Source organism: Streptomyces sp. NPDC045955, from assembly GCF_056430805.1.
The window spans coordinates 91,863-116,321 of the sequence record NZ_JBWKKY010000023.1 but is presented as its reverse complement, the minus strand read 5'-3'; the positions used below and the strand labels follow the sequence as shown (position 1 = coordinate 116,321).

At 70.8% G+C, this 24,459-nt stretch carries 16 protein-coding genes; 7 read left to right on the top strand and 9 right to left on the bottom strand.

Annotated elements, in window-relative coordinates; translation table 11 throughout:
- Positions 1-408: 408 nt before the first annotated feature.
- Both AC07F0_RS33935 and ptsP read left to right on the top strand, forming a co-directional pair.
- On the top strand, positions 409-858 hold the full coding sequence (locus AC07F0_RS33935) for a PTS sugar transporter subunit IIA (RefSeq protein ID WP_478983768.1): 450 nt from the start codon (positions 409-411) through the stop codon (positions 856-858).
- Between the two features lie 78 nt (positions 859-936).
- A complete protein-coding gene (gene ptsP, locus AC07F0_RS33930) occupies positions 937-2,607 on the top strand; it encodes a phosphoenolpyruvate--protein phosphotransferase (protein WP_467372033.1) in 1,671 nt (556 codons plus the stop codon).
- A gap of 70 nt (positions 2,608-2,677) precedes the next feature.
- Here ptsP and AC07F0_RS33925 read toward each other — a convergent pair whose 3' ends face one another.
- Positions 2,678-3,568 (bottom strand): hypothetical protein, encoded by an 891-nt coding sequence (locus AC07F0_RS33925; protein ID WP_478983767.1) that lies wholly within the window; start codon positions 3,566-3,568, stop codon positions 2,678-2,680.
- Between the two features lie 180 nt (positions 3,569-3,748).
- On the bottom strand, positions 3,749-5,716 hold the full coding sequence (locus AC07F0_RS33920) for an acetoacetate--CoA ligase (RefSeq protein WP_478983766.1): 1,968 nt from the start codon (positions 5,714-5,716) through the stop codon (positions 3,749-3,751).
- Positions 5,717-5,928: 212 nt separating this feature from the next.
- Between AC07F0_RS33920 and AC07F0_RS33915 the strand changes: the two genes are divergently transcribed.
- Positions 5,929-8,295 (top strand): glycoside hydrolase family 31 protein, encoded by a 2,367-nt coding sequence (locus AC07F0_RS33915; RefSeq protein ID WP_478983765.1) that lies wholly within the window; start codon positions 5,929-5,931, stop codon positions 8,293-8,295.
- Position 8,296: 1 nt separating this feature from the next.
- Here AC07F0_RS33915 and AC07F0_RS33910 read toward each other — a convergent pair whose 3' ends face one another.
- On the bottom strand, positions 8,297-8,833 hold the full coding sequence (locus tag AC07F0_RS33910; RefSeq protein ID WP_478983763.1) for an NUDIX domain-containing protein: 537 nt from the start codon (positions 8,831-8,833) through the stop codon (positions 8,297-8,299).
- Positions 8,834-8,880: 47 nt separating this feature from the next.
- Positions 8,881-9,690, bottom strand: coding sequence for a M15 family metallopeptidase (locus tag AC07F0_RS33905; RefSeq protein ID WP_478983762.1), 810 nt, complete (start codon positions 9,688-9,690; stop codon positions 8,881-8,883).
- Positions 9,691-9,819: 129 nt separating this feature from the next.
- Here AC07F0_RS33905 and AC07F0_RS33900 point away from each other — a divergent pair, with 129 nt between their 5' ends.
- From AC07F0_RS33900 to glpK, 4 genes are all read left to right on the top strand, one after another.
- Positions 9,820-10,245 (top strand): Zn-ribbon domain-containing OB-fold protein, encoded by a 426-nt coding sequence (locus AC07F0_RS33900; RefSeq protein WP_478983772.1) that lies wholly within the window; start codon positions 9,820-9,822, stop codon positions 10,243-10,245.
- Positions 10,242-11,432: a lipid-transfer protein gene (locus tag AC07F0_RS33895; protein WP_478983761.1), complete on the top strand. Its 1,191-nt coding sequence runs from the start codon at positions 10,242-10,244 to the stop codon at positions 11,430-11,432. The genes AC07F0_RS33900 and AC07F0_RS33895 overlap by 4 nt, the downstream gene beginning before the upstream one ends.
- A gap of 248 nt (positions 11,433-11,680) precedes the next feature.
- The gene (locus tag AC07F0_RS33890; RefSeq protein ID WP_478983760.1) at positions 11,681-13,318 is read left to right on the top strand and encodes an EAL domain-containing protein; all 1,638 of its coding nucleotides are present in this window, start codon (positions 11,681-11,683) and stop codon (positions 13,316-13,318) included.
- Positions 13,319-14,292: 974 nt separating this feature from the next.
- On the top strand, positions 14,293-15,813 hold the full coding sequence (gene glpK / locus AC07F0_RS33885) for a glycerol kinase GlpK (RefSeq protein ID WP_478983759.1): 1,521 nt from the start codon (positions 14,293-14,295) through the stop codon (positions 15,811-15,813).
- Positions 15,814-15,914: 101 nt separating this feature from the next.
- Here glpK and AC07F0_RS33880 read toward each other — a convergent pair whose 3' ends face one another.
- Genes AC07F0_RS33880 through AC07F0_RS33860 form a run of 5 tightly spaced genes read right to left on the bottom strand, consistent with a single transcriptional unit; the run spans position 15,915 to position 24,113 of the window.
- On the bottom strand, positions 15,915-16,520 hold the full coding sequence (locus AC07F0_RS33880) for a GTP-binding protein (RefSeq protein ID WP_436726044.1): 606 nt from the start codon (positions 16,518-16,520) through the stop codon (positions 15,915-15,917).
- Complete coding sequence (locus AC07F0_RS33875; RefSeq protein ID WP_478983758.1) at positions 16,501-20,151, bottom strand: hydantoinase B/oxoprolinase family protein; 3,651 nt, start codon at positions 20,149-20,151, stop codon at positions 16,501-16,503. Before AC07F0_RS33875 ends, AC07F0_RS33880 begins: the two co-directional genes overlap by 20 nt.
- A gap of 24 nt (positions 20,152-20,175) precedes the next feature.
- Positions 20,176-20,571 carry a DUF742 domain-containing protein gene (locus tag AC07F0_RS33870; RefSeq protein ID WP_478983757.1) on the bottom strand — a complete coding sequence of 132 codons (396 nt, stop codon included), beginning with the start codon at positions 20,569-20,571 and terminating at the stop codon, positions 20,176-20,178.
- Between the two features lie 9 nt (positions 20,572-20,580).
- Positions 20,581-21,015, bottom strand: a complete 435-nt coding sequence (locus tag AC07F0_RS33865) for a roadblock/LC7 domain-containing protein (protein ID WP_020275952.1) — start codon at positions 21,013-21,015, stop codon at positions 20,581-20,583.
- Positions 21,012-24,113: a sensor histidine kinase gene (locus AC07F0_RS33860; RefSeq protein WP_478983756.1), complete on the bottom strand. Its 3,102-nt coding sequence runs from the start codon at positions 24,111-24,113 to the stop codon at positions 21,012-21,014. The genes AC07F0_RS33865 and AC07F0_RS33860 overlap by 4 nt, the downstream gene beginning before the upstream one ends.
- Positions 24,114-24,459: the final 346 nt, after the last annotated feature.

Sequence of the window (24,459 nt, the reverse complement as noted above, 5' to 3'; positions counted from 1 at the left end):
ACTTTTGGCACGCTGTTGAGTTCTCAAGGAACGGTCGCTTCCTTTGTACTCACCCTCTCGGGCTTTCCTCCGGGCGCTTCCCTTCGGTCTTGCGTCTCCAACTCTACCAGTGTTTTTCCGGCCCTCTGACCACCGTCCTGCAGGCATGCAGAAGGCGACCCCGAGATAGGATCTGGCAAGTTGGGTGCTGCCGGACCAGGACGCGAGATCGCGCCGCTCGGCCCCAGGCAGGAGTACGACTGTACACGCGGCCGCGGAGCGGGGGCAAATCGCTGTGCGGTATGGTCTAGACCACTCTGAAGCGCTCACGCGGAACCGGCACTTCAGGTGACATACCCTGCTGAACAGTGTGCCGCCCCGTACCGACAGGGACGGCCCATATCGATCTCCACCCCTGGGAGGCTTCCCATGACCACCGTGACGTCCCCGCTCGCAGGACGCGCCATCGGACTGGCATCCGTGCCGGATCCGGTCTTCTCCGGGGCCATGGTCGGCCCGGGCACAGCGATCGACCCCGTACGTGAGCCTTCCGAGGCCGTCTCGCCCGTGGACGGCGTCATCGTCTCCCTGCACCCGCACGCGTTCGTCGTCGTCGACGAGAACGGTCACGGTGTTCTCACCCACCTCGGTATCGACACAGTGCAGCTCAACGGCGAGGGTTTTGAACTGCTCGTGAACAAGGGTGACACCGTCAGGCGCGGTCAGGGCATCGTGCGCTGGAACCCGGCTGCCGTCGAGGCCGCCGGCAAGTCCGCGATCTGCCCGATCGTGGCGCTGGAGGCCACGGCCGAAGCACTCTCCGATCTTCGTGACGACGGCGATGTGAAGGCCGGCGACAGTCTCTTCCTCTGGAAGTGAGGTCAGTGCCGTCGTTTGGCGGCTAGTAGGAGAACCAACGCGGCGGTCGGATCCGCCGCACTATCGGAGACGGGTGAGATGGACACAACGCTGCGAGGCGTCGGCGTAAGCCACGGTGTGGCTATCGGCGAGGTTCGGCACATGGGAACGGCGGTGCTGGAGCCGCCCGCGAAGCAGATCCCCGCGGAGGAGGCGGAGCGTGAACAGGGGCGCGCCCGCAAGGCCGTGGAGGCTGTGGCGGCCGACCTGATGGCACGGGGCAACCTGGCGGGGGGTGAAGCCCAGGCGGTGCTCGAGGCGCAGGCCATGATGGCCCAGGACCCCGAGCTGATGGCAGACGTGGAGCGACGGATCGCCGTCGGCAGCACGGCCGAGCGCGGGGTGTACGACGCGTTCGCCGCGTACCGCGAGCTGCTGGCGGGCGCCGGTGAGTACCTCGCCGGTCGCGTGGCGGACCTCGACGACGTGCGGAATCGTATCGTCGCCCGGTTGCTGGGGGTGCCGATGCCGGGTGTCCCCGACAGCGACGAGCCCTATGTCCTTGTCGCCCGTGACCTCGCGCCTGCCGACACCGCGCTGCTGGACCCGACCCTGGTGCTCGGCTTCGTCACCGAGGAGGGCGGTCCGACCAGCCACAGTGCGATTCTGGCGCGGGCGCTCGGGGTGCCGGCCGTGGTCGCGCTGCCGGGCGCCGGTGAGCTCGCCGAGGGCACGATGATCGCCGTCGACGGCAGCACCGGCGAGATCTTCGTGGACCCGAGCGATGAGAAGAAGGCTCAGCTCGAGGCCGCGGCCGCCGAGCGCAAGGCGGCGCTGGCGGCCTCGACCGGCCCCGGGGCCACCGCGGACGGACACAAGGTGCCGCTGCTCGCGAACATCGGCGGTCCCGCGGATGTGGCGGCAGCGGTCGAGGCCGGGGCGGAGGGAGTTGGTCTCTTCCGGACCGAGTTCCTCTTCCTCGACGACAGCAAGCAGGCGCCGTCGGAGGAGAAGCAGGTCGCCGCGTACCGGCAGGTGCTTGAGGCGTTCCCTGAGGGGCGTGTCGTGGTGCGGGTGCTGGACGCGGGCGCGGACAAGCCGCTCGACTTCCTGACGCCGGCCGACGAGCCGAACCCGGCGCTCGGCGTGCGGGGGCTGCGGACTCTGCTGGATCACCCGGAGATCCTGCGTACCCAGCTGACGGCGCTCGCCAAGGCCGCCGAGGGGCTGCCGGTCTACCTCGAGGTCATGGCCCCGATGGTCGCCGACCGCACCGATGCGCGGGCCTTCGCGGACGCGTGCCGGGAGGCCGGGCTGCGGGCGAAGTTCGGCGCGATGGTCGAGATCCCGTCGGCCGCGCTGCGGGCGCGCTCGATCCTCCAGGAGGTCGAATTCCTGTCCCTGGGGACGAACGACCTGGCGCAGTACACCTTCGCCGCCGACCGTCAGGTGGGTGCTGTCTCCCGTCTCCAGGATCCGTGGCAGCCGGCGCTGCTCGACCTGGTGGCGCTGTCCGCCGAGGCCGCGAAGGCCGAGGGCAAGAGCTGTGGCGTGTGTGGTGAGGCCGCGTCCGACCCGCTGCTCGCGTGTGTGCTGACTGGTCTGGGCGTCACCTCTCTTTCGATGGGCGCGGCGTCGATTCCCTATGTCCGGGCCACGCTGGCGAAGTACACGCTGGCGCAGTGCGAGCGGGCCGCGGCGGCGGCGCGGGCCACGGACAGCGCCGAGGACGCGCGCAGCGCGGCGCAGGCGGTGTTGTCGGGCGAGTGAGCCGGGGCCACGGCCGGCCGAGGTTGCCCGGGCGGGGCGCTCCACTGCGGTGGGGCGCCCCGCCCGCTTTCTAGTGGTTGTGTCCCTGTGCGGGTTTCACCTCTCCCAGATCCGGCGGTTCGCAGTAGTCGACGTTGGATTCGGGGGAGATCAGGTCGCCGGATTCGATGTCGGTGCAGTAGGCGTCGAAGACCTCTCCCGCGGTGAGGGGTTCGAGTCCGTATGCGCGCAGGCGCCAGCCGTAGACGCGGTCGGGGTCGCCTGGGGAGCTGACGCGGATGACGAGTCCTCCGGGGCTTTGGGTGGCCAGGCCGAGGGCCAGGACCGTGGTGAACTCGAGGGCTTCGGCCTCGTCCAGTTTCACGGCCCCGTCGGTGCCGGCGACGTGGAGGGCGGCGACGAGGGTTTCGGGCGGTCCGGTGACGCTGCATACGAGGTGCCGGTTGCCGGGTGGGGCCGTGTCGAGGATACGGACGAGGAGGTCCGAGGCCCGGGTGAAGGCGGCGTGTCCGATGTCCTCGCCACAGGCGGTGCAGGCGCCCAGGCGGGCGAGGAGTGTGCTCGCGTATTCCCAGGTGGCCTGTCGTACGGCCTCGTCGACCAGGGCCGGGAGGAGGTCTGCCAGCGGCTGGCCCTCGTAGGGAAGGGTCGGTCCTGTGACCGCGAGTCGTGCCGTGAAGCGTGTGCGGCTCGACGAGTTGTCGGGATCAATGCCCTTCTGCGTGCAGAACTCGGCGTACTCCTCGGGGTCGAAGAGGGCCACCGTGGTGTGACTGCCCTGCAGGGCTCGTGCCCTGAGGAGGCCTTCCACATGCTTGAGGTAGGCAGCGTGGTCGTGGAAGGTGAAGCTGCGGTAGCGCCGCATGACCCGGAAGTCGTGCTCGTCGGTGATCAGGCCGATGGTGCCGGCGATTTCGCGGTGCAGGACACGTCGCATGGTCCGGCTGTCCGTGTGCGTCATTGTTCCCCCTGTGCACGGTCGATCAATGCTCACTCACAGTAACCGGCGGCACTGACAACGGGGGTGGGCGTGGTGATCGCACAGCCAGGGAAGCGTGAAATTCCCAGGTCAGTGGCTAGGAGGCCGACATGGTCGCGTCGACAGCAACGGTTACGACGAGTGGTCTCAGGGTGGTGCCGGTCAGGCGCGTTTGCGGGCCAGGTCCTCGTAGAAGCCGAGCAGGTCGAGGTTGTCGATGGAGCCCGGGTTGACCGCCTTCTCCAGCGGAGTGCCCTGGAGGAGGCGTTTGACCGGGACCTCGATGCGTTTGCCGGTCAGGGTGTGCGGGACGCCGGGCACTTCGATGATCTCGTCGGGCACATGGCGCGGTGACAGCTGTTCGCGGATGGTCTGCTTGATGCGGTTCAGCAGGGCCTCGTCGAGGACGGCTCCGGGGGCCAGGTGCACGAAGAGGGGCATCCAGTAGCCGCCGTCGGGCTGTTCGATGCCGATGACGAGGGATTCCCTGATCTCGGGGAGGCGCTCCACGGCCTCGTAGATGTCGGCGGATCCCATGCGTACGCCCTGGCGGTTGAGCGTGGAGTCGGAGCGGCCGTGGATGACGACGGATCCGCGGGAGGTGACGGTGATCCAGTCTCCGTGCCGCCAGACGCCGGGGTACGTGTCGAAGTAGCTGTCGTGGTAGCGGCTGCCGTCGGGGTCGTTCCAGAAGTGGATGGGCATCGACGGCATGGGGTTGGTGACCACGAGTTCGCCGACCTCGTCGACCAGCGGGTTGCCGCTCGGGTCCCAGGACTGGAGGTCGGTGCCGAGGCAGGGGGCCTGGAGCTCGCCGACGTGGACCGGGAGGGTCGGGACGGCTCCGGCGAAGCAGGAGCACACGTCCGTGCCGCCGCTGACGGAGGCGATCCACAGGTTGCCGCGGACCTCGTCGTGGAGCCAGCGGAAGCCGTCGGGCGGCAGGGGGGAGCCGGTGGTGGCGACGCACTGGACGGAGGAGAGGTCGAAGTCGCGCGACGGGTGGACGCCCGCCTTGCGGCAGGCCATGACGTAGGCGGCCGAGGTGCCGTAGAGGGTGGCCCCGGTGCGTTCGGCGATGCGCCACTGGGCGCCGGTGTCCGGGTAGCCGGGGCTGCCGTCGTAGAGGACGATCGTGGTGCCGGTGAGCAGGCCGGAGACGAGGAAGTTCCACATCATCCAGCCGGTCGACGTGTACCAGAAGAAGCGGTCCTCGGGGCCCAGGTCGCAGTGCAGGCCGAGTTGCTTGAGGTGCTCGACGAGGATGCCACCCTGGGACTGGACGATGGCCTTGGGCAGGCCGGTCGTGCCGGAGGAGTAGAGCACCCACAGGGGGTGGTCGAAGGGCACCTGCTCGAAGACGGGGGCCGTGTCGGCGGCGGTGAGCGCCGCCCAGTCCAGGGCGCCCTCGGGTGCCTCGGTGCCGAGGAGGGAGATGTGGACGACGGCGCGCAGGGTGGGCAGTTCGCGGCGCAGTTCGGCGACGATCTCGCGGCGGTCGTGTTCCTTGCCGCCGTAGCGGTAGCCGTCGACCGTGAACAGCACGACGGGTTCGACCTGCTGGAAGCGGTCGAGGACGCTGCGGGCGCCGAAGTCGGGCGCGCAGGACGTCCAGACGGCGCCCACGGCGGCTGTGGCGAGGAGGGCGACCACGGCCTGCGGGACGTTGGGCAGATAGCCGCTGACGCGGTCTCCGGGGCGGACGCCGAGGGCGCGCAGTTCGGCGGCCAGGGAGCCGACCTGTCGGCGCAGCTCGGCCCAGGTGACGGGGCTCGGTTCGTGCGTCTCGTCGACGTGCAGGAGGGCCGGTTCGTCTGCGCGGGTGTCGGCCGCGCGCAGCGCGTGTTCGGCGTAGTTGAGGGTCGCCCCGGGGAACCACCGGGCGCCGGGCATCGAACGGTCGCCGAGCACGCGCGCGTAGGGCGTCGAGAAACGGACGTCGAACCACTCCGTGAGGGCTTTCCAGAAGGTGTCCAGCTCGTCGACGGACCAGCGCTGGAGGGCCGCGTAACCGCCCTCGGCGGGGGCACCGTGGTGCTCGGCTGCCCAGGCCTGGAACCTCGTGATCCGTGCCCGGGCGATGCGCTCGGGGTCTGGCTGCCACAGCGGCTGAGGACTATCGGTCGACATGGTCGGCTCCCGGACTGTGCGCGTCGTGTGCGTCCTCCGCGCACGGGCTGGGGTGTGCGCGTGACGCGGCTGGCACGGACAATGCCACGTGATCGACTTCGGCACCAGGGTGCGCCGCACATAGTCCGTGTCGTGAAGATGTGGTCCCGGCACGGATGAACGGCAGTTGAACGACACGCGCGCGTGGGGCGGTCAATGGCAGGGTGAGCAGCATGAACGGTCGTGACCTGGTGCGTTCGGTGAAAGCGATAGGTTCAATGGGCGCGGCACAGGGTGTGCGTACCGTACGAGCAGCGTGGCGCAGGCGGCGGGCCGACGCCACCGGGCTGCCGTCGCGCGGGGCGGAGCGTGCGCGGGTGCCCGGGGTCGTACAGGAGGTGGAGCCGGGGCCGGGAGGCGGTGTCGTCCGATTCAGCCGGTCTGAGCTGCGGATTCTCGTCGCCGTGAGCGGAGCCGTCTTCTGGGGCTGGGACGGGGCGGAGCCCGAGCCCTCGTACGCGCTGGCCGGCCGGTGTCCGGAACCGGATCCCCGGGCGGTGCTGGAGCCGGACAAGGACGGCGGCTGGCGGGTGGTGGCCGAGCGGGTGACGGTCGTCGTGTCGCGGCATGGCGCGGTGGAGGTGCGCACCCCCGGTGGTGTGACGCTGCGCCGTGATCTGCCGCCGCGGTGGTGGGAGCCGGTCGGGGGCGGCCCGGCGCGGTGGATGCAGCGGTCGGAGGTGGCCGCCGACGCGCGGTTCTTCGGGCTCGGTGGTCGTGCTTCGGGTCCTCGGCTGCCGGACGGGACGTACCGGCTGTGGAACACCGACCCCGGTTTCGCCTTCGCGCCTGGTGACGGCCCGCTGTACATCACGATGCCGGTGCAGATGGTCGTGTCCGACGGCGGTACGCATCTGGCGTTCCACGACAGTTCGTGGGACGGCACGGTGACGCTGCGGGAGGGCGAGGAGGGCGCGGGTTCCGGGCACGACCGGGTCGGGACGAGCGAGCTGCGGATGGACGGCGGTCCTCTGCGCTGCTGGGTGATGGCGGGTACCCCCGCGCGCGTGTTGTTCGCCTGGGCGTCGCTCACCGGCGCGCCCGCGCTGCCGCCCACGTGGGCGCTCGGGCACCACCACGCGCGGTGGGGGTTCGGCAGTGAGCAGGAGGTGCGGCGGATCGTCGCGGGTTACCTGGAACACGGACTGCCGCTCGACGCCGTGCACCTGGACATCGACCATTTCGACGCGCATCAGGTGTTCACGGTCGACGAGGACCGCTTCCCGAAGCTGCCCGTTCTGGCCGAGGAACTCCGGCGGGAGGGCATCCGGCTGGTGTCGATCGTCGACCCGGCCGTGAAGGCCCTGCCCGGCAATGCCGTGTACGACGGTGGGACGGCCGAGGACGCGTTCGTGCGGGACGCCTCGGGGCAGGTCGTGCAGGGTGTGGTGTGGCCCGGGGAGGCGGTGTTTCCCGATTTCACGCACGCGCGCGTGCGTGAGTGGTGGGGCGGTCTGTACGAGGAGCGGCTCGCGCAGGGTTTCTCGGGGTTCTGGCACGACATGAACGAGCCCACGTCGTTCGCCGCCTTCGGGGAGTCGACGCTGCCGCGTTCGGCACGGCACTCCTTGGAGAGACGGGGCGGTGACCACCGTGAGGCGCACAACGTGTACGCGCTGTGCATGGCCAGAGCGGGCTTCGAGGGGTTGCGAAAACTCGTTCCCGACGAGCGGCCGTTCCTGTTCTCCCGCTCCGGGTGGGCCGGCATGCAGCGCTACGGCGGGACCTGGTCGGGGGACGTCGCCACCGGCTGGCCGGGACTGCGGGCTTCTCTGGCGCTGGTGATGGGCCTCGGCCTGTGCGGCGTTCCGTACTCGGGGCCGGACATCGGAGGCTTCGACGGGGATCCCTCGCCCGAGTTGTTCCTGCGGTGGTTCCAGCTGGGAGCGTATCTGCCGCTGTTCCGTACGCACGCGAGTCTGCGGGCGGGGCGCAGGGAGCCGTGGGAGTTCGGTGCCGAGGTGCTGGAGCACGCGCGCGTGGCGCTTCTGGAACGCCGGCGGCTGCTGCCGTACTTCGTGACGCTGGCGCATCTGGCGCGGCGTACTGGAGCGCCCTATGTGCGGCCTCTGTGGTGGGCGGCGCCGGAGGAGCGGGCGCTGCGTGACTGCGGGGACGCCTTCCTGTTGGGCGACAGCCTGCTGGTGGCGCCGGTGCTCGACCCGGGCGCGGACCGGCGTGCCGTGCAGCTGCCGCGGGGACGCTGGTACGACACGGTGACGGAGCGGGCGTACGAGGGGCCGGCGCAGGTGCTCGTCGACGCACCTCTGTCGCGGATCCCGGTGTTCGCACGCGCGGGTGCGGTGCTCCCCGTACGCGGGGAGGACGGCGGGCTGGAGCTGGAGGTGTGGGCGCCCGCCCAGGGACGGACCGGGGGCGGGCTGGTCGTGCCGGACGGGGGCGACGGGTGGGACGAGCCGGAGATCGAGCGCTACACCGCTCGGTGGATGGGCTCGCGGGTGGTCGTCGAGCGGGAGGGTGAGGACGGCGGGAGCATGCCGTCCCACCCGGTGCGCGTCCGCGGTGCCGGGGAGCGCTGACTCAGATGTAGCGGCCTTCGAACCAGGCCCGTACGGCCACGGTGTGCAGGGGGAAGGCGAGCTCCTCCGCCCTGCGCAGGAGGTGCCAGCCCTCCGTCTCGTCCGTGACGGCGGAGGGGGGCAGGCCGTCGACAGGGCGTTCCGGGAGGAGGCCGAACAGCAGCAGGTGTCCGTCGGGCGAGCTCATCGCGTCGACGAGACGTACGTCGCGGACGGCCGCGTCGATGCCGGTTTCCTCCTTGAGTTCCCGTACGACGGCGTGCCGCCAGTCCTCCCGGTCGTCGATGTAGCCACCGGGCAGGGCCGTGCCCCCGCGCGCGGGAGCGACGGTTCGGGTGATGACGACCAGGGCGGTGCCCTTGGTGTCGTACACGGGTTGGAGGGCCACAGCGACCGGGAGTGGATTGCGGTAGGCCGCGTTGCCGCAGGCAGGGCAGGTGCGCGGCCAGCCGGAGACGCCCTCTCCGTAGGGCGCGCCGCAGCTCGAACAGTGGGAGTCCGGCGCGGAATTGGAACTGGAGTGCTGAGTTTCGGACACGCGGCGGACTGTAGCCGATCACGGAGAGGGCGTCTCGGGCGGGCGGCTCAGTGAGCGCTGGTGAGCACCTTCCTGGACACGGGGAAGTCGAAGTAGGTGTCCGGGTAGGGCTCCGGCTTGTAGGTGTAGTGCCACCACTCCTCTGCCAGGTTCACGAAGCCGAGGCCCTCCAGGGTGCTCTTGAGCAGCAGCCGGTTGGCGCGCTGCTCGCCCTGGACGCGAGGGTCGAGGGTGTGCGAGAGGGTGTCGAAGCAGTCGAAGCCGGTGCCCATGTCGACGGAGTTGTCGGGGAACCGCTCGTCCTTGGGGGCGAAGCACGGCACCAGAGGCTCTCCGGGGTGGTACGGCCGGGTCGGTTTCGCCGGCAGTTTCACCAGGGTGACGTCAAGGGTCGAGCCGCGGCTGTGGCCTGACTTCTCGGCGATATAACCGTCGGTGAACAGCCGGGTCTTGTCGACGTTCGGGTAGAACTCGCCCTTCGTGGCCTGGTCGTGGAGGTCCTCGGCCCAGCGGACGAAGTGGTCCACCGCGCGCTGCGGCCGGTAGCAGTCGTACACCTTGAGTGTGTAGCCCTGGCGCAGCAGCTTCGTCTGGGCCCGGTGGAGGGCTTGGGCGGCGGGGCGGGTGAGGACGCAGATCGGCTGGGCGTAGCCGTCGATGCGCTCGCCGACGAAGTTGTGCGGGGTGAAGTAGCGCATCTCCTGGATGATCGTCGGGTCCACGCTCCTCAAGGCCACGAAGTCTTTTGGCGCATGCGCTCCGGTCCTGGCCTGGGCTGTGGCGGTGGGGGCGGTCGCTGCCAGCACGGCGGCGAAGGCGGTGATCAGGCCGCGTGCCACGGTGGTGAGTCGTGTCATGGCTCCTGCGTCTACCAGGAGACGGTCCCGCCGGGGAAGGGATGCCGAAATCCGGAAGGGCGTGGCAGACTTCTGACGTTCCGTCAGATCCGGTCTGCGGGAGGCACTGTGTCGCGTGCACGAACGCCGGTGGCAGCGGGGTGGTTCGCCGGGGAGGGAGAGGATTTCCGGCTGCTCGGCACGCGTTGCGTGGCGTGCTCTTCGGTCTTCTTCCCCCGCGAGGACCACCACTGTCGCAATCCGGCCTGTGCGGGCGGAGAGTTGACGCAGTTCCCGCTGTCGCGGCGTGGCCGCGTCTGGTCGTACACGGACACCCGGTACCGGCCGCCGTCACCCTACGTGAGCGATCCGGAACGTTCGTGGGAGCCGTGCACGTTGATCGCTGTGGAGTTGGAGGCCGAGCGGCTCGTGGTGCTGGGACAGGCGGCTCCCGGGGTCACCGTCGCGGACCTGACGGTGGGCATGGAGGTGGAGGTCGTGCCCGGCGTGCTCCATGAGGACGCGGATACGACTTGGACGACATGGCACTGGCGTCCGACGGGGGTGAAAGCGTGACGGGCGAGGTGGCGGTGCTGGGTGTTGGCATGCACCCCTGGGGCAAGTGGGGACGGAACTTCGTCGAGTACGGCGTCGCGGCGGCCCGTGCGGCGCTCGCCGACGCCGGGCTGGACTGGCGGGACATCGGCTCGATCATCGGTGCGGACACCGTCCGTGGCGGCTATCCGGGGTATGTCGCCGGGGCGACGTTCGCGAAAGCACTGGGCTGGCAAGGGGCCCGGGTCGCGAGCGTGTACGCCGCGTGCGCGTCCGGTGCCCAGGCCCTGGACGCCGCGCGGGCTCAGATCCTCTCCGGGCTCGCCGAGGTGGTCCTCGTGGTGGGGGCGGATGCCGCTCCCAAGGGATTCTTCCGCCCTGCGGGCGGGGACCGGCCCGACGATCCCGACTGGCTCCGGTTCCGGATTCTCGGGGCGACCAATCCCGTGTATTTCGGGTTGTTCGCCCGTAGACGTATGGCCGTGCACGGTGACACGCCGGGCGACTTCGCACAGGTGAAGGTGAAGAACGCGGCGATGGGTGTGCTGAACCCTCATGCGCGCTACCGCCGGCGAGTCACCTCCGAGGAGGTGGCAGCCTCCGCCGTCGTCGCCGATCCGCTGCGGCTGCTCGACATCTGCGCGACCTCCGACGGGGGCGCGGCGGTCGTGCTCTCCAGCATGGGGTTCGCACGTCGGCACGGTCATGCGGATCCGGTGCGGATCCGGGCCGTGGCCACGCTGACGCCGCGGTACCCGAACACCGTGCTGGATTTGCCGGACATAGCCACGGACTCCGCGGCGGCGGTCGATCCGCCTGCCGAGCCGTTCCGGGTGTCCATCGCCCGGGCGGCTTACGAGGAGGCGGGGGTGGGGCCGGAGGATCTGTCGCTGGCCGAGGTCTACGACCTGTCCACGGCGCTCGAGTTGCAGTGGTACGAGGACCTGGGGCTGTGCGGTGAGGGCGAGGGCGTGAAGCTGCTGCGCGACGGGGCGACGGCCCTGGGCGGGCGCATACCGGTGAACGCCAGCGGTGGCTTGGCCTCCTTCGGCGAGGCGGTTCCGGCGCAGGCGATAGCCCAGGTGTGCGAGCTGGCCTGGCAGTTGCGGGGCGAGGCAGGGGACCGGCAGGTCACGGGAGCGCGCGTGGGCATCAGCGCGAACCAGGGGTTGTTCGGGCACGGATCAGCGGTGATCGCGGTGCGGTGAGCGGCGCGGTCGGGACGCGGCCCGGGTGGCGCCCCGCCGTGGCGCGGGACGGCGCCGGGACATGCACGGGACGACGCCCCGGATGCGCACAGGACAGTGCCTGGACGCGGGCGGGGCCATGCCGCCGCGGGGCGCTGGTGGTGCGGCAGCGGCGCGCCTTCGCTTACGCTGTGTGACTGCTCCAGAATCCTGCGTGAACGTCACATGAACTGGGCTCGGCCGTGTGCAAGCGGAGTCATCATGCTGCCGTGCACTCCTGGACGGACACTCTCCGCTTCGCCTTCCAACCGGTGGTCAATCTGACGACCGGCGCGGTCACGGGACTGGAGATACTCGCCCGCCCGGAGACCGGCGACATCCTGGCCGACGCCCGCCGGGATCCCGAGCTCGACAGTCGGCTGGCGGTGTCCGCGCTCCGCGCGGCGGTGCGCAAGGAAACCCTGCTGCCGTTGTTCGTCAACGCCTTCGCCGGCACCCTCGCCGACCTCGGCGGACTCCCTTCCCTGCACGACGCCGTGCGCGAGGCGGGGCGGCTTCCGTGGGAGGTGACGATCGACGTCTGTCCGCCGTATACGCACGTGCCGCAGCGCGCACTGCTGGAAGCGGTGTCCAGGCTGCGAGGTCAGGGGTTCCGGATCTGCGCGGACGGTGTCGGGGACGGGGACGTGCCCTTGCGGCTCCTCTCGGACATCACGCCCGACCTGGTGAAGCTGGACGCGTCGCTGCTGGCGCGGCCGGCGGTCGTGCGGTCGATGCGGACGCTGTGTGACGAGCTGGGAGCTCTCCTGGCTGTCGAGGGCGTGGAGACCGAAGGGCAGTGCGCGGCTGCGCTGGCGGCCGGGGCGCAGCTGGCACAGGGTGAGCTGTTCGCCCCGCCGGCCCGGCTGCCCGCCGCCGACGTCTACGTCCCGCCCCGCTCCCCCGCCGCTGTGGCCGTGCCGCGGTCGGGACCGTCGGTGCGGGAGTTCGTGCGGCCCGCCGCGCTGCTGCCCGCCACGGTGTCCGCGGGGCAGGTGCGGGCGCTGCTGACCGGGTCACCGGATGTGTCCGGGGTGCTGTTTGTGGACACCACCGGAGTGCCGGTCCGGTCGGTGCACCGGTCCCGGTTCCTGTTGTCGATGTCGGGGCGCTACGGGCATGCCCTCTACGCCGATCGGCCCGCGGCCAAGCTCGGTGATCCACCGCGGACGGTGGGCATCGACGCCACCGCCTGGGAGGTACTGGACGTCGTGGCGGTCGGCGGGCGGGACCGTACGTCGGACGATGTCGCCGTCGTGGACGAGTACGGCCGGTGTGTGGGCGTCGTTCGGCTCGCGGACCTCGTGCGCGCACTGGCCGAGACACGGGTGGAGGAGGCAGCGGGGCTGAATCCGCTGACGCGACTGCCCGGCTCGGACGTGATCACCGGCGACGTGGACCGGCGGATCGCGTCCGGGCGGGCGTTCGCGCTGAGCTGGCTGGACGTCGACCACTTCAAGCAGGTCAACGACGGGGCCGGATTCGCGGCGGGTGACGAGCTGATCCGGGCGGTGGGGCGTGCGTTGCAGCAGGCCGCGACGGACGGCACCCGGGTGGGGCACATCGGTGGCGACGATTTCCTGGTGCTCGCTGAACCGGAAGGCCTCGATCCGCTGGCCGCGTCCGTGCTGGACGCCCCCTGGTCGGCGGGCGGTCGGCCGGTCACGTTGTCGCTCGCCACGGTGCTGTGCGCGCCGGGCAGTGTGACCGACCACCGGCAGGCGGCGGCGTGCCTGGCACCCCTGAAGAAGGCGGCGAAGGCGTTGCACGGGGCGAGTTGGGTGCTGGGTCACGCGGGCACGCCCGGACATGAGACCCGCCGTGGCGGTGAGACGACGCCGGCAGCGGCGCGGTGTGGGGCCCCTTAGGGGGTGTCTGGTGGCAGGACTCAGTCCGATGGCAGGACGCGGGGTCATGGCACTGACCGGGGCTTGCGCCGGGGACGGCTCTGCCCGCCCGTCGGGGCCCGGTAGGGGGCCAGGGGCGAGGCGCTGCTCGTCCGGTTGAGAGACCGCCTGGTCAGGTGGATGCTGGTGGCTAGCAAGCGAGGAGTCAGGTGCGGCTGGGCGTCGCCCACGGGCGGAGCCCAGCACAGGCCGGACGACATCACGAGCAAGGCCTCGCGCGGCTCGGCGAAGACCGCGCAGGCCCCGACCACATCTGAACAATGACCCGACCGGGCGCCGCCAGGCCGTGCAACCGGTCACCCGGCCCGGCAGGCCCGGCCGCCACCACGGCCGTCAACCGTTGCGGTCGGCGACCTTGACGCCCTCTGGGCGCCGGTGAACACTTCCGGTGTCAGTCGACATCGCCGTACATACTCGGCGTATCCGGCATGCGGCGCGCGGGTGCGCCGACGCCAAGGCCCTTTGTCCCACGGGCGATTCGGCTGCGATCGGCACGCTCGTCACGGACGCCGGGCGGGGCGCGGGTATCCCGGCCTTCGGCTGAAGGAGCCATGGGAAACGCACCCCGCACACGAGGATCGGGGCGTATCGTCCCCGGGCCTCGGCCTAGGAGCCGCCATGAGCAACGTGGACATCTTCGTCGGCGAGATCAGCGGCACGGCGGACGCGTACACCGCCGCCCCGCTGCCGGGCGGCCACATCGATCCCGCCGTCACTCGATCCTTGGGCCCACCCGCTCCACGATCGACCCCGCACATGACCGGGGCCGCCCATCGAGCACCAGTTCCTCCCGACCTCGGACAAGGGAACGTCCGACTGGGGGTACGCCTGGATCCCGTGGCAGGGCCTCCGTGGCAGGGCCTGCGGCCGGCGGAATTCTCGGGGCCCTCATCTGCAACGCAGCCTTCTGACCAAGCGATCAAGAGGTAGTAGCCATGACGGACAACTCCGAGAAGTACGTAGCAGCGATCGACCAGGGCACCACCTCCAGCCGCTGCATCGTCTTCAACCAGCACGGTGCCATCGTCGCAGTGGACCAGCGCGAGCACCGCCAGATCTTCCCCAAGCCCGGGTGGGTGGAGCACGACGCCACCGAGATCTGGTCCAAGGTGCAGGCCGTGGTCGCCGGGGCGCTCGCCAAGGCCGGCCTGCGCGCCGACCAGCTGAGCGCGATGGGGATCACCAACCAGCGCGAGACGACCCTGTTGTGGGACCGCGCGACGGGAAAGCCCGTGCACAACGCCATCGTGTGGCAGGACACGCGGACCGCGGCGCTGTGCAACCAGCTGGGCGGCTCGGAGGGACAGGACCGTTTCCGCGAGCAGACGGGTCTGCCGCTGGCCACCTACTTCTCCGGGCCCAAGGCGGCCTGGCTGCTCGACAACGTGCCCGACCTCCGGGCCCGGGCCGAACGCGGTGAGATCGCCTTCGGAACGATCGACTCCTGGCTGATCTGGAACCTCACCGGCGGCACCGACGGCGGGCAGCACGTCACCGATGTGACCAACGCCGGGCGCACCATGCTGATGAACCTCGAGACCCTGCAGTGGGACTCCTCGATCTGCTCGGCGATGAACATCCCCGAGGCCATGCTGCCGGAGATCCGGTCCTCCGCCGAGGTGTACGGCACCGCCGTCGGCCAGCTCGCCGGCGTGCCCGTGGCCTCCGCGCTGGGCGACCAGCAGGCCGCCGTGTTCGGCCAGGCCTGCTACGACGTGGGCACCGCGAAGAACACGTACGGCACGGGCAGCTTCCTGCTGCTCAACACCGGCAACCGCCCGGTGTCGTCGAAGAGCGGTCTGCTGACGACGATGGGATACAAGATCGGGAGCGAGGCGCCGGTCTACTGTCTGGAGGGGTCGATAGCCATAACGGGCGCGCTGGTCCAGTGGTTCCGCGATCAGCTCGGCATCATCCGTACCGCCGACGAGATCGAGCCCCTGGCAGCGAGTGTGGAGGACAACGGCGGTGCGTACATCGTGCCGGCGTTCTCGGGCCTGTTCGCGCCGTACTGGCGCTCCGACGCGCGCGGCGTCGTCACCGGGCTGACCCGGTACGTCACGAAGGCGCACCTCGCGCGCGCGGTGCTGGAGGCGACGAGCTGGCAGACCCGTGAGGTCGTGGACGCCATGTACCAGGACTCCGGGGTGCACATCACCACCCTGAAGGTCGACGGCGGCATGACGAAGAACAACCTGCTCATGCAGCACCAGGCGGACGTGCTCGACGTGCCGGTGGTGCGGCCCAAGGTCTCCGAGACGACCTGTCTGGGTGCCGCGTACGCGGCCGGTCTGGCCACCGGTGTGTGGAACGACCTGGACGAGCTCAAGGCGCACTGGCAGAAGGACATCGAGTGGACACCGTCCATGGACGCGTCCGTACGGGACCGCGAGCACCACAACTGGCGCAAGGCCGTGGAGAGGAGCTTCGGCTGGGAGGAGGACGCCGACAGCTAGCCACGCGCGCGTGCAGGGCCGTTTCCGGACGGTGGACCGTACCCCTGTCGGCGGGGGTACGGTCCGCGCCCGCCGGTCGGCCGAGCGTCAGGTGGTCAGTGTCAGGGGGTCACCGTCTGACGGCGGTCGGCCGCGTACGCCATGGCGTGCTGGACGACGCCGATGAGCGCTTCCTTGACCGACTCGCGGTCGCGGGCGTCGCACATCATGAGCGGCACGCCGTCGTCGAGGTCGAGGGCCTGGCGCACGTCCTCGACCGGGTAACGCGGTGCTCCCTCGAAGCAGTTGACGCCGACGAGGAACGGTATCGAGCGCCGTTCGAAGTAGTCGACAGCCGCGAAGGAGTCCTCCAGGCGGCGGGTGTCGGCGAGGACGACGGCCCCGAGCGCGCCCTCGGAGAGCTCGTCCCACATGAACCAGAACCGCTCCTGGCCGGGCGTGCCGAAGAGATACAGCACCAGGTCCTCGCGGAGCGTGATGCGGCCGAAGTCCATGGCAACGGTCGTGGTGTGCTTGCCTTCCACACCGCTGGTGTCGTCGACCGGGCGCCCGGCCTCGGTGAGCAGCTCCTCGGTGCGCAGCGGCCGGATCTCGCTGACCGCGCCGACGAGCGTGGTCTTGCCCACGCCGAAACCGCCGGCCACCAGGATCTTGAGCGTGACGGGCTCGACCGGAGGCTTGCCGCGCTCAGAACGCCCGAAGATCATCGATCTCTTCTCCTGCTTGATGGGGGTCGGGCGACGGCGGGCCGTAGCCTCCGCCGCCTGGGGTTTCGATGACGAGTACGTCGCCGCTGACGACATCCGCGGAGTCGCTGCCACCGAGTTCGGTCACCGCGCCGTCGGCGTGTTCCACCCGGTTGGCGCCGAGGGCGCCCGGCTCACCGCCCGCCATACCGTACGGGGGAACGCGGCGGTGCTGGGACAGCGTGGAGACGGTCATGGGCTCCAGGAACCGGATGCGACGCACGGCGCCGTCGCCACCGCGCCACCGGCCGGCTCCGCCGCTGCCGCGCCGGACCGCGAACTCCTCGAGGCGCACGGGCAGTCGCCACTCCAGGACCTCGGGGTCGGTGAGGCGGGAGTTGGTCATGTGCGTCTGGACGACGGGAGCGCCGGGGAAGCCGTCGCCCGCGCCCGAGCCGGAGGCGACGGTCTCGTAGTACTGATGGCGTTCGTTGCCGAAGGTGACGTTGTTCATGGTCCCGGAGCCCTCGGCTTGAACGCCGAGCGCCGCGTAGAGGGCGCCGGTGATGGCCTGGGACGTCTCCACGTTGCCGGCGACGACGGCGGCCGGCGGCTCGGGCGAGAGCAGGGAGCCGGGCGGTACGACGATGTCCAGCGGGCGCAGGCAGCCGTCGTTGAGGGGGATGTCGTCGGCGACGAGCGTGCGGAAGACGTACAGGACGGCCGCGTTGACGACCGAGAAGGGGGCGTTGAAGTTGGTGGGCAGCTGCGCCGAGGTGCCGGTGAAGTCGATGGTCGCGGCACGGTTCTCGCGGTCCACGCGCACGCTGACGCGGATGACGGCGCCCGAGTCGGTCTCATACGCGTAGTCGCCGTCGTCGAGGGCGTCGATGACGCGGCGCACGGCCTCTTCCGCATTGTCCTGGACGTGCCGCATGTAGGCCTGGACGACATCGAGACCGAAGTCCTCGATCATGCGGCCGACCTCGTCGACGCCCTTCTGGTTGGCGGCGATCTGGGCGCGCAGGTCGGCGAGGTTGGTCTTCGGGTTGCGGGAGGGGTACGGCGCCTCGGTGAGGAGGCGGAGGGTCTCGTCCTCGCGGAAGCGGCCGTCCTCGGCGAGCAGCCAGTTGTCGAAGAGGACGCCCTCCTCCTCGATGGTGCGGCTGTTCGCGGGCATGGACCCGGGGGCGATGCCGCCGATCTCGGCGTGGTGGCCGCGTGAGGCGACGTAGAAGAGGATCTCGGTGTCACTCTCCGTGTCGGTCGGCGGCGTGCTGTCGAAGACCGGGGTGATCACCGTGACGTCGGGCAGATGGGTGCCGCCGTGGTACGGGTCGTTGACGGCGTAGGTGTCGCCCGGGCGCATACGTGAGCCCCGCCGCCGGATGACCTCCTTGACGCTCGTGCCCATCGAGCCCAGGTGAACGGGGATGTGCGGGGCGTTGGCCACCAGGTTTCCGTCCGGGTCGAAGAGCGCGCAGGAGAAGTCCAGGCGCTCCTTGATGTTGACGGACTGGGCCGTGGATTCGAGACGGGCGCCCATCTGCTCGGCGATGGACATGAACAGGTTGTTGAAGACCTCAAGCAGAACCGGGTCGACTTTCGTGTCGAGATCGGAACTCTGTGTAATCGCCGCGCGTTCCATGACCAGATGCCCGTCGTCGGTCGCCGCGGTCCGCCAGCCGTCGTCGACGACGGTCGTCGCGCCGGCTTCGGTGATGATCGCGGGACCGGTGACGGTGTCGCCGGGGGGAAGGTCCTCGCGGCGGTGGAGGGGTACGTCGCGCCAGACTCCGCCCGTGTGGAGGCGGACGGAACGCGGCGCCGCGGGGCTGCCGTCGGCGGTGGCTTCGTAGGGAGCGAGAGCGGAGAGATCGGGGGGTTCGGTGATGCCGGTGGCTTCGACGGAGAGGGCTTCGACGACGATCGGACGGTCGAGCGTGAAGGAGTACGTGGCGCGATGACGTTCTTCGAAGGCGTGCCGCATGGTGCGAGGCTCCGTCAGCTCGACGGTGAGGACGGTGTCGGTGCCGTCGTACCGGAGCTGCGCGCGGCGGGTGATCTCGATGTGCTCCTCGGGGACGTCCTCGGCGAGGAGTTCGGCGCGTGCCGCGGCTTCCAGGTCCTCGGCGGTCTTGAGGACGCCGGGCATGGAGGCGGGTTCCAGGGGTGCCTCGACGGACTGTTCGCGCATGGCGGTGGTGTCGGCGAGGCCGATGCCGAGTGCGGAGAGGACACCGGCCATGGGCGGCACGAGGACGGTGCGGATGCCGAGCGAGTCGGCGACCAGGCAGGCGTGCTGGCCGCCGGCGCCGCCGAAGGTGGTGAGGGCATAGCGGGTGACGTCATGGCCCTTCTGGACGGAGATCCGCTTCACGGCGGAGGCGATGTTGGCGACGGCGATCTGCAGGTAGCCCTCGGCGACCTGTTCGGGTGTGCGGTCGTCGCCGGTCTTCTCGCGGATCTCGCGCGCGAGGGCGGTGAAGCGGTCCCGGACGAGCGCGTCGTCGAGGGGCTCGTCACCGTTCGCGCCGAACACCGTCGGGAAGTGGGCGGGCTGGATGCGGCCGAGCATCACGTTGGCGTCGGTGACGGCGAGCGGGCCGCCGCCGCGGTAGCAGGCCGGCCCCGGATCCGCGCCCGCCGAGTCAGGCCCTACGCGGTAGCGGGAGCCGTCGAAGTGCAGGACCGAGCCGCCGCCGGCAGCGACGGTGTGGATGTCGAGCATGGGGGCGCGCAGCCGGACGCCGGCGATCCGGCTGGTGAAGACGCGTTCGTACTCGCCCGCGAAGTGGGAGACGTCGGTGGAGGTGCCGCCCATGTCGAAGCCGATGACGCGGTCGAAGCCGGCGAGCTGCGACATGCGTGCCATGCCGACGATGCCGCCGGCCGGCCCGGACAGGATGGCGTCCTTGCCGCGGAACTGCCCGGCTTCGGCGAGACCGCCGTTGGACTGCATGAACATCAGCCGTACGCCTTCCAGGGCGTCGGCGACGTGCCGGACGTAGCGGCGCAGGACGGGCGAGAGGTACGCGTCGACGACGGCGGTGTCCCCGCGGGGGACGAGTTTCATCAGGGGACTGGCCTCGCTGGAGAGCGAGATCTGCGGGAAGCCGATACGGGCGGCGAGTTCTCCGACGGCCCGTTCGTGGGCCGGGTGGAGGTGGCTGTGCATGCAGACCACGGCGACGGCCCGGATCCCGTCGTCGTACGCCTCCTGGAGGGGCCCGGCGAGGGCGTCCAGGTCGGGCGCGCGCAGGACGGCGCCGTCGGCGGCCATGCGCTCGTCGACCTCGACGACCCGTTCGTACAGCAGCTCGGGCAGCTCGATGCGGCGGGCGAAGATGCTCGGGCGGTTCTGGTAGGCGATGCGCAGGGCGTCGCGGAAGCCCCGAGTGATGATCAGCAGGGTGCGCTCGCCCTTGCGCTCCAGGAGGGCGTTGGTGGCGACCGTCGTGCCCATGCGCACGGTGTCGACAGGGTCGTCGGAGCCGGCCAGCAGCGTGCGGACGCCCTCGACGGCCGCGTCGGCGTAGCGGGCCGGACTGTCCGACAGCAGCTTGTGGGTGAGCAGCCGGCCGTCCGGGCGACGCGCGACGATGTCGGTGAAGGTGCCGCCTCGGTCGACCCAGAACTGCCAGCCTGTCACGTCAGTACCCCGCTTCCGCGCTGCTCACAGCGCCCGGAGGCCGTTGATCACGTCGCGCAGAATACTCTCGTCCGGCAGTTCGGCAGGGGGTACGGGCCGGTTCACATGGACGAATTCCGCGTCCACGAGATCTCCGACAAGGACCCGTACCACCCCGATCGGCAGGTCGAGTTCCGCTGCGAGTTCGGCGACCGACTGCGGGACGTCACGACACAGTTCGACGATGTCCACATGCTCCGGGGAGAGCATGTGGTCCGCTTCCGGGTCGTCCGCGTGCGGTTCCGTGACGACGACCGCGATCAGGTCCAGGCGGTGCTGGCCCTGGCTGCTGGTGCGGCCGCGCGTCATGGCGTACGGACGGACGACCGGTCCGGCCTCGTCGTCGAACCAGCGGCTTCTTCCCTGACCGTCAGCGCTCATGTCATCCCACTACCCGCCTGCGGGCAGATCGGTGCGCGGAGCGGCACCCAGATGCACACCCACCCGCTTCACCAGGAGCGTCATCTCGTAGGCGACCTGGCCGACGTCCGAGTCGGCGTCCGAGAGGACGGCGAGGCAGCTGCCGTCGCCGGCGGCCGTCACGAACAGGAAGGCGTCGTCGAGCTCGACGACCGTCTGACGGACGTTGCCGGCCTCGAAGTGGCGTCCCACGCCCTTGGCGAGACTGTGGAAGCCGGAGGCGACGGCGGCCAGGTGCTCGCTGTCCTCCCTGGTCAGGTCCCTGGACACCCCGGTCGGCAATCCGTCGCCGGAGAGCACGAGGGCCTTGCGGATGCTCGCGACGCGGTCCACCAGGTCGTCGAGGAGCCAGTTCAGCTCCCCCTTGTTGGCTGCGGTGTGGCCGGTGGCCTTCGGTGCGGTCATCGACCGTCCCCCTCTGTCGTTCCTTGTCGTGCTGTGCCGCTGTGGGCGGCGTCGCCCGCTGCGTTCTCCTCGCGGCCGCGCTGCCAGCCGCGCTGGAGCGAGGCCATACGGCTGCGTACTTCGTCGGCGTCGCGCTCGACGGGCTCGGCTCTGCCCTGCGTACGCGGCTCGGACCCTCGCTTCAGCTGCGGTGCCAGGTTGGCCTGGCGGACGCGCCGGGGCAGCGGCGCGGTGCCGGAGCGAGGCTCCTCCGGTGCGGACCCGGGAGCCTGCCCCTGTCGTCCGGTGCCGGGAGTCGACCCGGTGTCCTGGGGCCTGGCACCGGAGCCGGTCGCCTGGTGGCGGGCGGGCCCGCCGGTGGAGTCCTGCCTGGCGTCCTGCCAACGGTCGAAGCCGTCCGGGCCGCTCGATGCGATCTCCGCGCGGCGTGTCCGCGTGGGGAGTGTGGTCGGCTGCGGCCCGGTCCCGGACGAGGCCGGTGAGGCGGTGCGGTCGTCGTTCCGGCCGGCCGCGCCGATGCCGCGGCGGCCGGACTCCGCCCCCCGACGGCGGGCCGGCAGGGGCGGCGGTGCGTCCGGCTGGGTTTCGCCTGACCTGCTGCCGGTCGAGGAGCTTTCGGTGCGGCGGCGTACCGGAAGCGTGGGCTCCGGCCCGGACCGGCCCGTGGCCGCGCCGCTCGCGGAGTCGTCGCCCCGGCGACGCGAAGGGAGCGGGGAGGCACCGCCCGGCTCCGCTCGGCCGGTGCCCGCGGTGGTCTCCTCGTCCGCCTTCCCCCGCCGAGGGCGCTGCTCGGTGACCGGGCGCCCGTGCGAGCTGACCAGCTTCGGGGCGTGGCGGCGCGGCAACTGGAGCGGGGCGCCCGGGTCGTCGTCGGTGTCGGTCCGGTCGTGGGCGCTGCGGGGGTCGGCTGCCTGCTGCGGATCGGGGCGGCGGCCGGCGACCTCGTCCTGGGCGCGAGTGAGGGGCCGGGGGCGGAACAGGGCGCCGTGTTCGCTGCTCTCGTCGTCGAGCGCGCCGGGGAAGTCGTCGATGGCGTCCAGGTCGACGGGGGCCTCCAGCTCCACTGGTCCGTCCAGGAGGGAGGCCGGCAGGCCGGGCCGATGCGCGGGCCCCTGGGACAGCGCGGCGCGGCGGCTGTCCTGCGGCTCGCTCTCCTTGGCCAGCTGGGGCCGGTCGAGCCGGAACCCGATGCCGTTCGTGTCCGGGACGTCGTCCGTCAGCAGAGCATCCGGGAGGAAGACGACGGCGGTCGTGCCACCGTACGGGGAGGGCTGCAGGGAGACGCGGACGTTCTGCCGCTGGGCGAGACGGCTGACCACGAACAGGCCGAGCCGGTCGGTGTCGGACAGCTCGAACTCCGGGGTCTCGGCGAGCCGGAGGTTGGCGTCCAGGAGCGCTTCGGCGGCCATGCCGAGGCCGCGGTCGTGGATTTCCAGGGTGAAGCCGTTGGCAACCCGCTCGCCCAGGACCTGGACGGCGGTGTGCGGCGGCGAGAAGACCGTGGCGTTCTCCAGGAGTTCCGCCACGAGGTGGGTGATGTCGGCGACGGCCGGGCCGGTGACGGCGATACGCGGGAGGCGGCGGACCTCGATGCGCTCGTAGTCCTCGACCTCGGCGACGGCGGCGCGTACGACGTCCATGAGCTGGACGGGCTTGCGCCACTGCCGGGAGGGCGCGGCGCCGGAGAGGATCACGAGGCCCTCGGCGTGCCGGCGCATGCGGGTCGTCAGGTGGTCGAGTCGGAACAGGTCGGCGAGTTCCTCGGTGTCCTCGGTCCGGCGCTCCATGGCGTCGAGCAGGGTGAGCTGCTTGTGGAGCAGGACCTGGCTGCGGCGCGCGAGGTTGACGAAGACCTCGGAGACGCCGGCGCGCAGCTCGGCCTGCTTGACGGCGGCTTCGACGGCGGCGCGCTGCAGGGTGTTGAGGGCCTGGCCGACCTCGCCCATCTCGTTCTTGTCGTACTCCAGGCGCGGGACCTCGGTCTCGACGTCGACCTGCTCGCCCGCCGAGAGGCGGCGCATCACGCTGGGCAGCCGTACTCCGGACGCCTCGTGGGCCTCCAGACGCAGCTGTCGCAGATCACGGATGAGGGTGCGGCCGACGCGCACGGAGAGGAAGAGGGAGACCAGGAGAGCGAGCAGGCCGAGTACGCCGGCGATGACCGCCTTGGCGATGACACCCATGGCCACCGGCTCGACGCGGCTCTGATAGCGGTCGTTGGCCTGGTCGTTGAGCGTGCCGAGCTCGTCGAGCACGTTGCCGGCGGCGCTGTCCCAGCTCTTGGCTGTGACGCCGCGCGGTGTTCCGTCGGCGGAGGAGACGGCCGCTTCCTCGGCCACGCGCAGCGGAGCGGTGGAGGCGTTCTTCCAGAAGCTCTGGTAGCGGTCGCGTTCCGAGACGGGCAGCAGCGGAAGGCTGGTGTCGTACATCAGGGTGCGCTGGGCCACGAGGTCGGAGATGTCACGCTCTTCGGAGCGGGAGACCTCGCCGACGATCAGGGCGGAGCCGAGGAGGGCGTCCTCGCGGGAGAGCAGTTCGCGGGCACGGGCGAGGTTGACCAGCGCGCGGTACTGCTTGTCCAGTTCCACGTTGTCGACGACGTGGAGGTTGGCGAGCAGGACGTAGCAGGGGTCGACCAGCCGGTTGTAGAGGTCGAGGGCCTGGGAGCGGTTGACGGTGCCGTCCTCGACACTGCGGCGCAGCGACTCGATGCCGTCGAAGGCGTCCAGGACCGCGGTCAGCCGCTCGTCGGTGTCCGCTCCCATCGCGTCGCGCACGTCAGGATTCCGGGCGTTCTCACGGATGCTGCCGACGGCCTTGTCGGTGGCGGTCCGGCTGCGCCGGAGCGCGGCGAGCCCGTCGGAGGCACGGGGGTCGGCGAGGTAGACCAGGGTCTGACGGCGTTCCTCCTGGACGACACGGACGGTGTCCTCGATGGGGTAGCCGATCTTCTCCACCACGGACGACACGTTGAACAGGTCGCCCGCCTCACGTCCCGTCAGCACCGTGGCGAAGGCCCAGATCGCGGTCAGGGACACCAGCGGCACGAGAAGCAGCGCCACGATCTTCCGGCGGATGGACTTCCCGCGAAAGCGCATGGCCTCCCCCAGCTCGGGCCCCCGGGCTACCGGGGGTACACATGTGCGTCAACAAACGGCGCGAGCCTACTACCGACGCCCAGGGAACTCGAAGGCCGGTCCGGAAGGTGAACTTCCGCGCCAGCGACGCGGCATGTGGAGTTGTCCGGGCATTGCGGGAGTTGTCTCCCCGAAACCGATGGCAGCCGTGCGGGCCAAGGACCGTGGAGAGCCTGAACGGTTGGCTGAAATTTTTCGTTTTCTGGGAATCTTCGTGGCGCGTTGTTCGTCCTTCTCTACGGGAAATGGGGGCGGAATCGGCCACAGGAGCCGCATCCTGCATCCGGGCGGCGTAAAACAGCGCAAG